The organism is Flavobacterium sp. SP2 (assembly GCF_057626655.1).
The window spans coordinates 338,278-353,575 of the sequence record NZ_JBVHBT010000002.1 but is presented as its reverse complement, the minus strand read 5'-3'; the positions used below and the strand labels follow the sequence as shown (position 1 = coordinate 353,575).

Genomic DNA, 15,298 nt, shown 5'->3' with positions numbered 1-15,298 from the left:
TTTTGATTACAGTTTACAAACATAGTGAAAATTACATTCTAGGTTGAATCGTGATTTTTATATTTTTTGTAGATCATTTTGCTATTTATCTGTGGTTTATTGATTTTTCAGGTCTTTTAAAGTTTAATGTATTTGTTTACAATGAATTAACCTAAAAAATTATTGGTGTGTTAAAATTTATTGTAGTTTTATTTGAAGTAAAATTATAGGAGGTGTATTGTTTTTAATTTGCTTCAAATCAATTTATTTGTTTTATGAAAAAAATTACTTTTTTATTCTTATTAGTTTCAATTTCTTGTTTGGCTCAAGTTGGAATCAGTACGACCAATCCTCATGTATCTTCTGAATTGGAAATTGCTTCTACTTCTAGAGGACTTTTGATTCCAAGGTTAACGACATCTGCTATTGTAGCCTTATCAGCAACGGCTTCAGAGGGTTTGATGGTTTTTGATACTACATTAAAACAATTTTTAGGATTTGATGGATCGTCATGGCAGGTTTTAGGAACAGTTCGTACTGTAGCATTTGCAGGTTGGGAAGTAAATGGAATTACGGGCTATGGTGGTGCTTCTGCATTTTCTGCTACAACAATTAATCAAATAACATCTGCGAGTTTAGCAAGAGGCTCTGGATTGCTGTCTACTCCAGCTGGAGGTGCAGCTGCTAATGCTTGGGGTGGAATAGGATTTGATGCTTCAGTAGATGCAGCAGCGGCAGTTTTAAATAATGATTATTTTACTTTTACATTGGTGTTACCTACCAGTTCAACATTTTCATTTACGAAAATTCCAACATTCAATTATAGAAGACCTGCTAGTGGTCCACAATATTTACAGTGGCAATATTCGGTAAATGGTGGTGCATTTATTAATGTTGGTGTAGCTAGTAATCAAATGACGGATACTGGTGCAACTGGAAATATTATTGCTGAAACAATATTAAGTTCTGTAGCTGATTTACAAAACTTAACCAATGCTACCGTTGTCTTTCGGCTAGTGGGTTATGGTGGAACTGGTGGAGCAGGATATATTAATAATGCTAATATTTTAAATGATATAGAAATAATTGGAACGTATTATTAATATTTAAATTTATAAAAAAAAACTCCAACTTGTAAGTTAGAGTTTTTCGTTTTATTTTAATTTTCCTGATGCTTCAAGATTTTTTTCAATTTTGTGTCCAGGTCTTGACCATTTTGGTTTTTCTCCTAAAGATTCGTATTGAGAATCTACTGCTTCCACGGTTTGTGGTTGAGAAACTTTAGTAAATGGTTTTTGAGGTTTCAATCCTAATAATTCAAACATTTTCATGTCGTCTTCTACATCTGGATTTGGGGTAGTAAGTAGTTTGTCTCCAGCGAAAATTGAATTTGCACCAGCAAAGAAGCACATAGCTTGTCCTTCTCGAGACATGTTGGTTCTTCCAGCAGAAAGTCTAACTTGAGTATCTGGCATTACAATTCTAGTAGTTGCAACCATTCGAATCATTTCCCAAATTTCTACTGGTTTTTCATCTTCCATTGGAGTTCCTTCCACTGCAACTAAAGCATTGATTGGAACTGATTCTGGTTGTGGACTAAGTGACGCTAAAGCTACAAGCATTCCAGCTCTGTCTTCAATGCTTTCACCCATTCCAATGATTCCACCGCTACATACTGTTACATTTGTTTTTCTTACATTTTCAATTGTTTCAAGTCTGTCTTCAAAACCGCGTGTAGAAATTACTTCTTTATAATATTCTTCGGATGTGTCTAAATTGTGATTGTAGGCATATAAACCAGCTTCTGCTAAACGTTTTGCCTGATTTTCAGTTATCATTCCGAGTGTGCAACAAACTTCCATGTCAAGTTTATTAATGGTACGAACCATTTCTAGTACTTGATCGAATTCTGGACCGTCTTTTACATTTCTCCAAGCTGCACCCATACAAACTCTCGATGATCCGCCAGCTTTAGCACGTAATGCCTGAGCTTTTACTTGGGAAACACTCATTAAATCGTTTCCTTCAACACCAGTATGGTATCTTGCAGCTTGTGGGCAATAACCACAATCTTCAGGACAACCACCTGTTTTTATTGATAATAATGTAGATACTTGAACCACGTTTGGATCGTGATTTTGTCTGTGAATTGAAGCTGCTTCAAAAAGCAAATCCATCATTGGTTTATTATATATAGCTATAATTTCTTCTTTTGTCCAATTGTGTTTTGTTATGCTCATAAGTACTTTTTATGTTGCCTCAAAAGTAGTTAATTGTTTTGAAGTATAAAAGAATTTAACTTAGCTTTCAATTGCCAATATTTAGTTAAGAATTTAGGCTTCGTCTTTGAATACGTTTTTGGTTCTCCAAAATTGCATGTTGATAAAAACAACCATGAACACTGAGGCTATTCCTTCAATAAAAAGCCCAAAACAATATTCTCCTAAAGTAGGATTTCCTCCAAACATGAATGCTTCTGATAGATTATTTAGGTAGGTTTGTCCACCTCTGTAGTATATGTATACGGCAAGACCAATTATTCCTAATGCAATACCAATAAATCCGGTTAAACCTGATGAGATTAAATTTTTAATATATCCAGTTTTGCCTTCTTGGATGTTAGATTTTATGGTTTTATTCAATCCGTAGATTACAATAAGTACATTAAATATTCGTAAAACATAATATTTTGAAAGTCCTAGAACTTCCATTAGGATAAAATAAATTCCAATTCCTAGGAATATTAAAAAACCATTGATAAACTCTTTAGATAATTTCATAGTCCAAATTTTTAGTTTTTATTCTTGTTACATCTCTTTCAAATTTAAGAAATAATAAGAAAAAACAATAAATTTTAACAAAAAAATTATTAATGTTGAATTTTAATAAATGAGATTATATTTTTTCTATATAACTGACTGTTGTGTTTCGATCCGTATCTAATTGTAGTTTTAATGCTTCTAATGAAGGAAATTTTATTTCATCTCGAATTCGTTCAAGAATGGAAATAGTCACTATCTTATTATAAATAGTTTCATTGAAATTTAAGAAGTGTACTTCAATGGTTTGATTTTCTCCTTCAACTGTTGGTCTCGTTCCAATATTCATCATTCCGAAAATTGTCCTGTCGTTGTAATGGCTTTTTACAATGTAAACGCCATTTTTAGGAATAAGTTTATAATCTTCTTCGATTTGAATATTGGCAGTTGGAAAGCCTATTGTTCTTCCCAATTGTTTTCCTTCGACTACTTTGCCTGAGAAGAAATAGTCGTAATCTAAATATTTATTTGCTAAAGTAATTTCGCCTTCTTGAATTGCAACTCTTATTTTGGTAGAGCTTATCGCTATTTCATCTATTTCTTTGGCTGAAATTTGTTCTACTTCAAAATTGTATTTTTCTCCAAAAAGTATTAAATCGTTAATATCTGCATTTCGATTTCTACCAAAGCGGTGGTCATATCCAATTATAATTTTTTGAATGTTCAGTTTGTCAACTAAAATATCTTTAACAAATTCTTCGGCAGTTAATCTAGAAAATTCTTGATCGAAGGGATGAACAATTAGTTTGTCAATACCAATATTCTCAAGAAGGGTAGTTTTTTCTAAAACGGTATTAAGCAATTTAATGTCAGAGCCTTTTTGAAGTACCATTCTAGGATGTGGAAAAAAAGTAAGTACAAGACTTTCACAATTTAATTGCTTAGCGTTTTGTGTAATTTTTTCTAATATTTTTTTGTGACCAAGATGCACACCATCAAAGGTTCCAATTGTTACAATCGATTTTTTAGATGCAGCGTAATCAGAAATGGAATTGTAGGTTTTCAAAAGACTTATATTACGAAAGTGCGAATTTAATGTAAACGATTAAATAATGGAAAAGATTTACCTTTTATTTATAAGGTCATTTTGTGTTTGGTTTAAAAATAAAAAAGGGTTGAAACGAATTCAACCCTTTTATAATGATATGTAAGTACAATTTATTCTTTAATAAATTGTAATGTTTTTGTTGATTCACCTAAATTTAAGTTTAAGAAATAAACCCCATTAGTAAGATTTGAAACAGTAACATTTAAATCAGCATCAGACGAGATTGCTTTAGTCATTACTCTTTGTCCTAATGTATTATAAATTTCCATTGTACCAGATCGTTCAATAGTGTTTGGAACATCAATTGTAAAATAATTTTTTGACGGATTTGGGTACAAAGTAATGTCAGTCAAACTAAAGCTTTCTGTTGATAAAGATGCATTGTTTGTAAAATAACTTGATCTTGAAATTAGCGTGTTTGCTGGGTTGCCAGTTGCTACAAAATCGGTTACGTTTACAACGTTAGTTGTACCTGCTGTTACTGTATAATAACCTTGTCCAGTGCCGTCAAATAGTCCGTCTCCGTATGAATCATTTACAGTTAAATAGTAGCATCCGTTTGTCGGTAAAGTCCAAGATTGGTTGTTGACTAATTGGTATATTCCACCAGCAGTCTGATCAGTATAAGGACCGCCACTGTATAAAGTTGTTCCAGCTTGGTTTTTTAAAGTCCATGTTGTTTCAGATCCATAAGCGTCACCAAACAAATTAAAGGTAAAGGTAGTTGCATTTGCATACGGTAAAGTAGAACCGAAAGCTTTAGAAGCAGTATTGTTACTTGCTCTTTGGTCTGTGCCATTTGCTGCTGTAATGGTTACATTCAAAGTTCCATTTCCTGTAGAATTTGTTAATGTAATTACTGCGTATTGATTAGGAGTTAAATTACCTGTCCAATTTTGAGTAAAATTAGTTCCGTTATTCATATTATAACTTAATGTTGCTGCTGTTAAATTAGCAGTACCTCTATTGTATAACGAAATTGTTTTTGCTGGAGAAATTGGATTTGGTGTTGTGCATGTCGGAGCGATTCCACCACAACTGTTTTCAATTTTAACTTCGGCATCATTCGCGAACAAGGGAATAGCAATATCTTTAGTTGATGTTTTTAAAGTTGATCTTCTTGCTGCATTATTCATAATAACAATCATTCTATCTTTTTGATTTTGCGTGAAAATGTTCATGCAAGCATCATCGGTATAATCCATGTAGTTTTGAATCATATCTAGTCCTGGATTTGAAGGACAGCTATCGGTATTAGCTGTACAGCCAAAATTAGGTCCGCTCGCTGCTGGAGTATCAGCGCAAAAATCTTTGTTTGTTGCAATGTTAGTTGTTGGACAAGTTCCATTGTCTCCCCAAATATGTCTTAATCCAAGATAATGGCCTACCTCATGTGTCATCGTTCTCCCTTTGTCAAATGGAGGTTGAAAGCTACCTGTTGCTAAATCCGAACTTCCAAAGAAAGAATATCCTGCAACTACACCATCTGTATTTGCTGCACCACCAGAAGCATTCAATCCTCCAAGTCCAGATGCATCAGGAAATTGAGCATAACCAAGTAAAGATGCGTCTGAAAAGTTGACACTCCACATATTCATATATAAACTTGGATCCCAAATTGTAGATGGTTTAACAATTGCATCGATAGCATCTGTAGACCAAGAAGCCTGACATAAATTAACTCGGTCGATTCCATTTGTAGGATTTCCATTTGGGTCAACTTTTGCAAGTACAAATTCAATTGTTGTATCTGCACCAACTGAATTAGTATTATATCCTGGAGTTCCTAATAGTCTTCTAAAATCCTGAGTCATTACAGTTATTTGTGACTGTACTTGGGCATCGGTAATGTTTTCATTAGTTCCGAAAGCATCACCATTGTGAATCACGTGAACAACAACAGGGATATAAATAATACCACCACTTTGTGAACTTAACGTTTGCTGTTGTTTGTATTTTGCTACTAATGGTTGTAACCATCTTTCAAATTCCTCGTCTGTGGCTCTTTTAGAATTATTAGCTTGTAAATAGTGTTCGTACTCTGTAGTTGCACATCTAACAAATCCATCTGGAGATATGTTTTGTACTGGTTTTCCAAAAATAGTTCTTGGTTTGGTTTCTTGACTATATACAGTACTATTTATGAGTAGAGTAATCAAAAACAAAAATTTTAATAATAAAGTATTTTTCTTCATAATGATTAAGATATTTTCGGTAAAAATAATAATTTATTACGGATGTATAGGATTGACGTTGTTTTTTTATTGATTATTTTGAAAAAAAGTATAATATTCAATTTTTTATATACTTCTGTAGGTGTTAAATTTTTTAGAATTACGAATTAACTTAATATATTTGGAAAAAATATATTAAAAAATGAAAAAAACATTACTACTGTTATTAATTTTAACTAATTCAATATATGTATTTTCTCAAAAATCATCTGTTTGGAAAAAAGTTAATGAAGCAAATGTTGTAGATTCTAAGAAAATTAGAACTACAACTTACTCAGAAAATCAAGTTTTATTCAATTTTGACAAGCAATTATTTATTCAGTCTTTGTCAAATGTTGCTGATCGTTTTTCAGGTCTTTCAGGTGTTCAAATAACACTACCAAATGCAGCAGGAGAACTTGAGCAATTTTTAGTTTGGGAAAATTCTAATTTTGAGCCAGAATTACAAGCTCAATATCCTGAAATTAGAGCCTATGTTGGGAAAGGAATATCGGATGTTAATGCTAAACTTAATTTTAGTATTGCTCCTAGTGGTATTCAAACCATGATACTTAGAGCAGATAAAGGCGCTGAATTTATAGAGCCTTATACTACGGATAGTTCTGTTTATGTATTATTTGATTCGAAAACTAGAACAAAAGGAAATTTACCATTTGTATGTAGCACAGAGGATTTGGCATTAAATCAAAAGCTATCAAGTTCACCTGAATTGCAAAGAGCGAACAATCAAGTTATGAAAACGATGCGTTTGGCACTTTCATGTACAGGAGAATATGGAACTTATTTTGGAGGAACTGTTGCAGGTGCATTAGCAGCAATGAATGCTACAATGACAAGAGTAAATGGTGTTTACGAAATGGATATGGCGCTACATTTAAATATCATAGCTAATAATAGTGCTGTCATATATACTGATGCTGCAAACGATCCTTATTCAGATGCTGCAAATTTAGGGAATTGGAATTCTGAATTACAAAATAATCTTACATCTGTAATTGGTGAAGCTAACTATGATATAGGTCATTTGTTTGGAGGAACTGGTGGCGGAGGAAATGCAGGTTGTATTGGTTGTGTTTGTGATAACGGAAAAGGTAGTGCTTATACTTCACCATCAAACGGTATTCCTCAAGGTGATACATTTGATATTGATTATGTAGCTCACGAAATGGGTCATCAATTGGGTGGGAATCATACTTTTTCACATTCTGCAGAGAATAATGCGGTAAACGTGGAACCTGGAAGTGGATCTACTATTATGGCTTATGCTGGTATTACTGGTGCTACTGATGTTCAAGCAAATTCAGATCCGTATTTCACTTACAGAAGTATTTTACAAATGCAGACAAATTTACTAACTAAAACATGTCCTGTAAGTGTGCCTTTGACAAATACACCACCGGTTATTAATGCAGGTTTAAACTATACCATTCCAAATGGAACAGCATTTGTGTTGACAGGAACTGGAACTGATGCTCAAGGCGATACAATTTCGTATTGTTGGGAGCAAAATGATGACGCTACTATTGTTGGTGCGGCTCCATCATATCCAGCTGGAACAAAAACAGATGGACCAAATTTTAGATCTAGAAATCCAGTTGCTACACCAGTAAGATTTTTCCCTGCATACAGTACGGTGTTATCTGGAAGTTTGAGTAACACTTGGGAAGCAGTTTCTACTGTTGCAAGAACGCTAAATTTTACCCTTACAGGTAGAGATAACAATCCTTCTGGACCACAAACTCAAACTGCAACGATGTCTGTAAATGTTAGTGGAACTGCTGGACCATTTACTATAACCTCACCAAATGTTGAAAATACTTCTTGGACGCAAGGGAGTACTCAAACTGTTACTTGGAATGTTGCTGGAACAAATGCAAACGGCATCAATACTGCCAACGTGAACATTCTTTTTTCTTCTGATGCTGGAGCTACTTTCACCACTTTAGTTGCCAATACACCAAATGACGGTTCGCAAGTAATAACAGTTCCTAATATAGCTGCTCCATTTTGCAGAATTAAAATAGAGCCAATAGGAAATATATATTATGCTGTTTCTAAATCTGTAGCTGTTGGGTATACTGTAACGGTTACTAATACTTGCAATACCTATACAGGAGTAGTTACCAATGCAACAATTGCTGGTCCGAATACTCAGTTTTTTGTTTTAGGAAATGTAAATATTCCAGCTGCAAGTAATGTAGTAATTTCAGATTTAAATATGTCTATAAATATTTCACATACGAGAATTAATGACTTATACGTAGCGTTGGTTAAACCAAATAGTACTACAGTGGATAGAATTTTATATCAGCAAGGTTGTTCAACTTTTATTACCAATAATATGGTTACAACTTTTGATGATAGTGGAGTTAACTTAGCTTGTGCTGGAATTGGGAATAACAATACTTACAAGCCTTTAAATACATTAGACATTTTTAATGGAGGAAATTCTGCTGGATTATGGAGGTTAGCAATAGCAGATGTTACCGCTGAAAATAGTGGTACCTTAAACAGTTGGTCTTTAAATGTTTGTTCTACTACAACCACAGTAACCTTAGGTTCTGAAACATTTAGTTTTAAAGACTTCGCTTTATATCCTAACCCAAATAATGGAAGTTTTACTGTTCAATTTGAATCACCATCAACAGATGATGTAAAAATTGGTGTGTACGATTTAAGAGGAAGACAGATATTTGCAAAGACTTACGCTAACTCAGGAATCTTTAACCAAGAAATCAATCTTAATTCGGTTGAAGCAGGAGTTTACTTAGTTAAAATAGATAACGGAACAATTTCTGAAACTAAAAAGATAAGTATTGAATAGTGTAAATTCACTTTCTTTATAATACAAAAGACTCATCAATGATGGGTCTTTTTTTTGTTGATTATATAAAAAATAGAATAAATTAATTATATTTGATGATTAATCATTAAATACTATAAAAAAATGAGAAAAAAACTACATTTAGCATTATTTTTAATAATGATTTTCAATTTTGGATTCAGTCAAAATTCTTATTGGAAATCTATTTCTAAGGATAGATTAGAGGGTAAAGAAACTTTTGAAAGAGCATCTTTTCCAAGTGAATATAAATTGTATTCTCTAGAATTGAATAATTTAAAATCACAACTAGCACTAGCTCCGTCAAGAGAGAATCTGGTTTTTGATTCTACTGTTATCATGCAGTTTCCAAATCCAGATGGAACCTTAGAAAATTATAAAATGTACGAGGCTTCAGTTATGGATCCACAGTTGGCAAATAAATTTCCGAGCATTAATTCTTATGTTGGAAAAGGTATTGATGATCCGACTGCTACTATAAACATTAGCACAACAGTATTTGGTTTTCATGCTATGGTTTTATCTGGCAAGAGAGGAACTTTTTATATAGATACCTATACCAAAGATTTGAACAACTATATGGTTTATGAAAGAAGTAAGGTAAGTAGAACCAATTCATTTTCTTGTGCAGTAGTGGATGAGGAAGATATGAATAAGTCAATAAACACTACGTCGGCTCCTTTGGCTAACGGCGGTGTTTTTAGAACTTATAGACTTGCAATGGCTTGTACAATTGAGTATGCAGCTTTTCATGTTAATGCAGCCAATTTGAATTCTGGAACATTGGCTCAAAAGAAAGCTGCCGTTCTATCTGCAATGGTTGTGACTATGACAAGAGTAAATGGTTTGTACGAAAGAGATATGTCATTACGAATGACTTTAGTAGCCAATAATGATTTAGTTATATTTATTGATTCAGATAATTTTTCTAATTCTGCCGCTAATTCTCTAATAAACGAAAGTCAAGTAGAGATAGATGCTGCAATTGGTTTAAGCAATTACGATATCGGTCATACCGTAAGCACAGGTGGTGGAGGTTTGGCTCAGTTGAATTCTCCATGTACTACCAACAAAGCTCGAGGTATTACTGGTTCTCCTTCTCCAGTTGGCGATCCATTTGATATCGATTATGTTGCACATGAAATGGGTCATCAATTTGGTGCTACTCATACTTTTAACAATTCATGCGGTGGAAATCGTAGCGGTGCAACTGCTGTAGAACCTGGAAGTGGAACTACTATTATGGGTTATGCAGGTATTTGTGCACCAGACATTCAAGGAAATTCTGATGCTCATTTTCACGCAGTAAGTTTGGCTCAAATGGATACTTTTATAGCTGGTTCTGGCGGTTGTGCAGTGACAGTTGCTAACGGAAATACTCCTCCAGTTGTGAATGCAGGTGTAAATTACACGATTCCAAACGGCACTGCATTTGTTCTTAAAGGTTCTGCTACAGATGCAAATAATGATGCGTTGACTTATTGCTGGGAACAAACTAATAACCAAGTTTCAACGCAGCCACCAGTTTCAACTTCTACACTTGGCCCAAATTTTAGATCGTTGCCTCCAGCAACATCTCCTAATCGATTCATGCCAAACTTTCAACAAGTATTGTTAGGTAATTTAACTCCTACTTGGGAAGTTGTACCTACTGTAGCAAGAACTATGGCTTTCTCATTAACAGTACGAGATAATAGAACTCCAAACGGAGGTCAAACAAACAGAGGAAATGTAACTATTACAACGGCAGCAGTTGGACCATTTAGAATTACAAGTCCAAGTGTTGAAAATACAACTTGGTTGCTTGGATCTTCGCAAACAATAACTTGGGATGTTGCAGGTACTACAGCCAATGGTATTAATACAGCCAACGTAAATATATTAATATCAACTGACGGTGGAACTACTTTTACTACTTTAGTAGCAAACACTCCTAATGATGGTACACAAGCCATTACTGTTCCCAACACGCCTTCAACATCAGGTAGAATTATGGTTGAAGCAGTAGGAAATATTTTTTATGCAGTTTCGAAAAATATAGCTATTGGATATACTATAGTAAGTGCATGTAATACCTATTCAGATAATAATCCATTGCCGTTTGTTGATCAAGCGCCAGGTAATTTTACCACTCGTACTATCAATGTGCCAATTACTGGAAGTATTTCTGATGTAAACGTGGTTAACAATATTACTCATACGTACTTATCTGACGTTCAAACTGACATTAGTAGTCCTCAAAATCCTACCACTTTCATTAAGCTGTTTAATAGAGGTTGCGGTATGACAAATGGTACCGTGAATTTGAATTTCAGTGACGGTGCTGGTGCTATTGATTGCCTATTGGGTACAACATTACAAACGGTTGCTCCAGGAGGTTCATTGACTACATTTAATGGACAAAACCCGCAAGGAGTTTGGACTTTTAGAGTTTATGATAATTTCGGAGGTGATACTGGAACCGTAAACAACTGGTCTATAGAAGTTTGTACTCAAACAGCCACACTAGCTACCGAAAACTTTGGTTTAGATGGTTTTGTTTTATATCCAAACCCAAATAATGGTAATTTTAACATTCAATTCAATTCCGCTTCAACTAACGATATTACTATTCAAGTTAATGATGTTAGAGGCCGAGTTGTGTACAACAAGAAGTTTCAAAATTCTGGAATTTTCAATCAAAATTTACAGTTATCTAATGTTGAAGCAGGAGTATACTTAGTAACAGTTCTTGATGGTGAAAAGAAAGAAGTGAAAAAGATTATAATTGAATAATGTTTTTTTAACTATATAGAAAAGGCTCCATTTGGAGCCTTTTTTTATTTGTTGTCTGCAGAAATTGATTCGATGAGTTGAGGTACTTTATTGTTTTTAAAATTCAAATTAAAACTCAATTTGTTGTTTTTTTGAAGTAACTTCAAACTTCCGTCGATCACTTTAAATATCCCGGTCTCGCCTTTGCAATAACAATACCTTCCAAAAAGCATTTTTGTGTTTTGTAATTCTTGATTGTTCAGATTGAGTTCTGTATCCGTATTTGGAATTTCAAACTGAATTTCTTCACGATAATTTCCGTCTTGTAAACCTTCAGGGACGTTTTTATTGTATTGAAAAACCACGATACTGTGCTTATCATCATCAATTTGTTGTGTGTAAATTGAACCAAATTCATCCGATTTTAAGACTAAGCTTTTGTTCTTAAGTACTTCAATAGTACAAGTACCATCTGATGGACAGTTTGAAGTTAGCTCTAAATTAGAAATGGCTACAGCATCTTTGGATACTACTTGTTTTTTGCAATTGCAAGATGTGATTATTGCTGCAATTAAAATGGCTACTGTTTTTTTCATTTTAGTTATTTTTTTAAATGCTTTTATTTACCATTAAATGTGTTCATTGTTGTATCTAATCCTGCTAATGCAAATGATGCAATAATTTCGGATGAAATTTCTAGTCGCTCTTCAAGTTTAAGTTTTTCATCGTCGTTCCATTCTCCCAATACATAATCTACTTGTTTTCCTTTTTTAAATTCGTCGCTTATTCCAAATCGAAATCTTGGATATTCGGACGTGTTTAATAGAAGTTGAATGTTTTTTAAACCGTTGTGACCACCATCGGTTCCTTTAGTTTTTATTCGTATGGTTCCAAAAGAAAGATTAAGATCATCGGTAATTATTAAAATATTTTCTTTGGAAATATTTTCTTTTTCCATCCAATATTTCACCGCTTTACCACTTAGGTTCATGTAGGTATTGGGTTTTAAAAGTACTAGTTTTCTGCCTTTTACTGTATATTCGGCAATATCGCCCAGCTTGGCAGTTTGAAATGTGATGTTATTCTTTGAGGCAAAATGGTTGAGAACTTTGAAACCTATATTATGGCGTGTATTTACATATTCGATGCCAATATTTCCTAGGCCAACGATTAAGAATTTCTTCATTGGAGTTTGGTTTTGTGGTGTTTTGTTTTGAAATATTTGTGTGAACCAATTCATGTTGTAAATGTAGGAATTTGTTTTTAATATTTGAATTTCGTTCAATTGATAACTTACTTAACCTAGATTAGTCTTACGTAAGGTAGATTACATAGGAAAGCTTCCAATTTTTATTGGAACTTGGTACAGAGAGCAGGAGCCTGTCTGCCGATAGGCAGGTAAGGAATGTAGAAATGCCCGAGCCATTTGTTCCTGAAGTCTAGAAGGCTCTTTAATAAGTTTATGAGAATCTGAAACAAGTTCATGAGAATCTGAAACAAGTTCAGATTGAAGTTCAGATTAAATAAAAAAAAGCACCAGTTTCCTGATGCTTTTTGTATTGATGTAAAAGAAATTATTTTTTCTTTTTTGCTCCACCTTTTTCTGCTTTGGCAGCTTCTTGAGCCGCTTTCATTGCAGCACGTGAAATCTTAACTTGTGCAACAACAGTGTTGTCTGGGTGCATTAATTTAAAATTGTTTGTAGGTAATTTAGTTACATACAATTTGTTACCCATTTGTAATTCTGAGATGTTCGCTTCTACGAAATCTGGAAGGTTTTTTGGTAATGCTTTTACTTTTAAACGACGTTGGTTTAAGTTCAAAACACCTCCTAAAAGTACACCTGGTGAAGTTCCTGTGATTTTTACTGGTACTTCCATGATGATTTCTTTGTCATCACTTAGTTGGAAGAAGTCAATGTGTAAAATTGCATCTGAAACTGGGTGAAACTGAATGTCTTGCAAAATTGCATTGTAGGTTTTTCCATCCAAATCAATCACAACTGTGTGCGCGTTTGGAGTGTAAACCAAGCTTTTGAAAGCTTTGATTTCTGCTGTAAAATGTACTGGCTGACTTCCTCCGTAAATAACGCAAGGAACCATTCCAGCATTACGTACCGCTTTGGTTGCTACCTTGCCTACGCTTTCTCTTTCTGATCCTTTAATTGAAATTGATTTCATTGTAAAATATATATAATTAATAATAATTCGTTTCAATATCAATGTCAATTTCAAAAATCAATTTCAAATTGCTATTGATAGTATTTGTTCTGATTTACATCAAAAACTTTCCACTGATGGAATTGTTGTGTTGTACCATGTGCATTACTTCTGCAAATAGCGGTGCACAACTCACTACTTTTATTTTGTTTGATTCTTTCTTTAACGGAATTGAATCGGTAACTATCAATTCTAATAATTTAGAATTTTCTATTTTTTCGTAAGCTTCTCCAGACAATATTGGATGTGTACAAATTGCTCTAACACTTAATGCTCCTTTTTCGATCATTAAATCGGCTGCTTTTGCCAATGTTCCTCCAGTGTCAATCATGTCATCTACTAGAATTACATTTCTCCCTTTCACTTCTCCAATTAATTCCATAGTATCTATTACGTTGGCAATTTTTCGCTGTTTGTAACATATTACTACATCTGAATCTAAAAATTTAGAGTAGGCGTAAGCTCTTTTAGAACCTCCCATATCTGGCGATGCAATAGTTAAATTTTCTAGATTTAAGCTTTTAACATATGGCAAAAATATGGTTGAAGCAAACAGATGATCTACTGGTTTTTCAAAGAATCCTTGTATTTGATCTGCATGCAAATCCATGGTCATTATTCTTGTTGCTCCGGCGCTTTCTAACAGTTTTGCAACCAGTTTTGCTCCAATTGGAACTCTTGGTTTGTCCTTTCTGTCTTGTCTAGCCCATCCAAAATAAGGAATTACTGCTGTGACGTGTCTGGCTGAAGCTCTTTTAGCTGCATCTATCATCAATAACAATTCCATTAGATTGTCTGCGCTTGGAAAAGTAGAGCATACAATAAAAACTCTTAATCCACGAATTGACTCTTCGTAGGATGGTTGAAATTCACCATCACTGTATTTTGAGAACGTAACTTTACCTAGCGGAACTCCATACTTTTCAGCAATTTGTTCTGCTAAATAGACACTTTGCGAACACGCAAATATCTTTGCTTCTGGTTCTTGGTGCGACATTGTAATGTTTTTTTATTTCAAATGATTTACAACCTCTTCACATTATTTTTTATTAAATAATATTTTTAGCTTATAAATCCCTCGAATGTAGTTAGTTAGTTGTGTTTCGTTTTAACGAGGTGCAAATTTAGAAATAAAAACCGACTCTGAAAGGATATTTTTAACTATTTTCTTTAAAATTTGAATTAATTTTTTTTACATTTGCAACGTGTTAAAACAAATTGATTTCTTGAATCAATTTTAATGCGATGAAATGACTGTTGTTATTTCTGTCTGCTAAGCCCGGATGGCGGAATTGGTAGACGCGCTGGTCTCAAACACCTGTGGGAAACCGTGCCGGTTCGACTCCGGCTCCGGGTACAAAACAAGACTCATCACTTTTTAAGTGGTGAGTTTTTTGTTTTAG

Annotated in this window: 11 protein-coding genes and 1 tRNA gene; 4 read left to right on the top strand and 8 right to left on the bottom strand. The window is 33.7% G+C overall.

Features of this window, described 5'->3' with window-relative positions:
- Positions 1–254 precede the first annotated feature (254 nt).
- Complete coding sequence (locus ACZ098_RS06055) at positions 255–1,082, top strand: hypothetical protein (RefSeq protein ID WP_487310845.1); 828 nt, start codon at positions 255–257, stop codon at positions 1,080–1,082.
- Positions 1,083–1,133: 51 nt separating this feature from the next.
- On the opposite strand, the gene bioB is transcribed toward ACZ098_RS06055, so the two are convergent.
- The 4 genes from bioB to ACZ098_RS06035 form a co-directional block, all read right to left on the bottom strand.
- Positions 1,134–2,219: a biotin synthase BioB gene (gene bioB / locus ACZ098_RS06050; protein WP_487310844.1), complete on the bottom strand. Its 1,086-nt coding sequence runs from the start codon at positions 2,217–2,219 to the stop codon at positions 1,134–1,136.
- Between the two features lie 93 nt (positions 2,220–2,312).
- Positions 2,313–2,759: a hypothetical protein gene (locus ACZ098_RS06045; RefSeq protein WP_487310843.1), complete on the bottom strand. Its 447-nt coding sequence runs from the start codon at positions 2,757–2,759 to the stop codon at positions 2,313–2,315.
- A gap of 115 nt (positions 2,760–2,874) precedes the next feature.
- Entirely contained in the window at positions 2,875–3,804 is a 930-nt protein-coding gene (locus ACZ098_RS06040; RefSeq protein WP_487310842.1) for a bifunctional riboflavin kinase/FAD synthetase, read from the bottom strand.
- A gap of 152 nt (positions 3,805–3,956) precedes the next feature.
- On the bottom strand, positions 3,957–6,005 hold the full coding sequence (locus tag ACZ098_RS06035) for a T9SS type A sorting domain-containing protein (RefSeq protein WP_487310841.1): 2,049 nt from the start codon (positions 6,003–6,005) through the stop codon (positions 3,957–3,959).
- Positions 6,006–6,222: 217 nt separating this feature from the next.
- Between ACZ098_RS06035 and ACZ098_RS06030 the strand changes: the two genes are divergently transcribed.
- Both ACZ098_RS06030 and ACZ098_RS06025 read left to right on the top strand, forming a co-directional pair.
- Positions 6,223–8,904 (top strand): zinc-dependent metalloprotease, encoded by a 2,682-nt coding sequence (locus ACZ098_RS06030; protein WP_487310840.1) that lies wholly within the window; start codon positions 6,223–6,225, stop codon positions 8,902–8,904.
- Between the two features lie 123 nt (positions 8,905–9,027).
- Complete coding sequence (locus ACZ098_RS06025) at positions 9,028–11,697, top strand: zinc-dependent metalloprotease (RefSeq protein WP_487310839.1); 2,670 nt, start codon at positions 9,028–9,030, stop codon at positions 11,695–11,697.
- 44 nt (positions 11,698–11,741) lie between these two features.
- On the opposite strand, the gene ACZ098_RS06020 is transcribed toward ACZ098_RS06025, so the two are convergent.
- The 4 genes from ACZ098_RS06020 to ACZ098_RS06005 all read right to left on the bottom strand — a co-directional run bounded on the left by ACZ098_RS06020 (position 11,742) and on the right by ACZ098_RS06005 (position 14,892).
- Complete coding sequence (locus tag ACZ098_RS06020; protein ID WP_487310838.1) at positions 11,742–12,272, bottom strand: hypothetical protein; 531 nt, start codon at positions 12,270–12,272, stop codon at positions 11,742–11,744.
- A gap of 23 nt (positions 12,273–12,295) precedes the next feature.
- Positions 12,296–12,862 carry an aminoacyl-tRNA hydrolase gene (gene pth, locus ACZ098_RS06015; protein ID WP_487310837.1) on the bottom strand — a complete coding sequence of 189 codons (567 nt, stop codon included), beginning with the start codon at positions 12,860–12,862 and terminating at the stop codon, positions 12,296–12,298.
- A gap of 388 nt (positions 12,863–13,250) precedes the next feature.
- Positions 13,251–13,856: a 50S ribosomal protein L25/general stress protein Ctc gene (locus tag ACZ098_RS06010; RefSeq protein WP_487310836.1), complete on the bottom strand. Its 606-nt coding sequence runs from the start codon at positions 13,854–13,856 to the stop codon at positions 13,251–13,253.
- Positions 13,857–13,950: 94 nt separating this feature from the next.
- Entirely contained in the window at positions 13,951–14,892 is a 942-nt protein-coding gene (locus tag ACZ098_RS06005) for a ribose-phosphate pyrophosphokinase (protein WP_487310835.1), read from the bottom strand.
- 280 nt (positions 14,893–15,172) lie between these two features.
- Here ACZ098_RS06005 and ACZ098_RS06000 point away from each other — a divergent pair.
- Positions 15,173–15,252: transfer RNA gene (locus ACZ098_RS06000), tRNA-Leu, on the top strand.
- Positions 15,253–15,298: the final 46 nt, after the last annotated feature.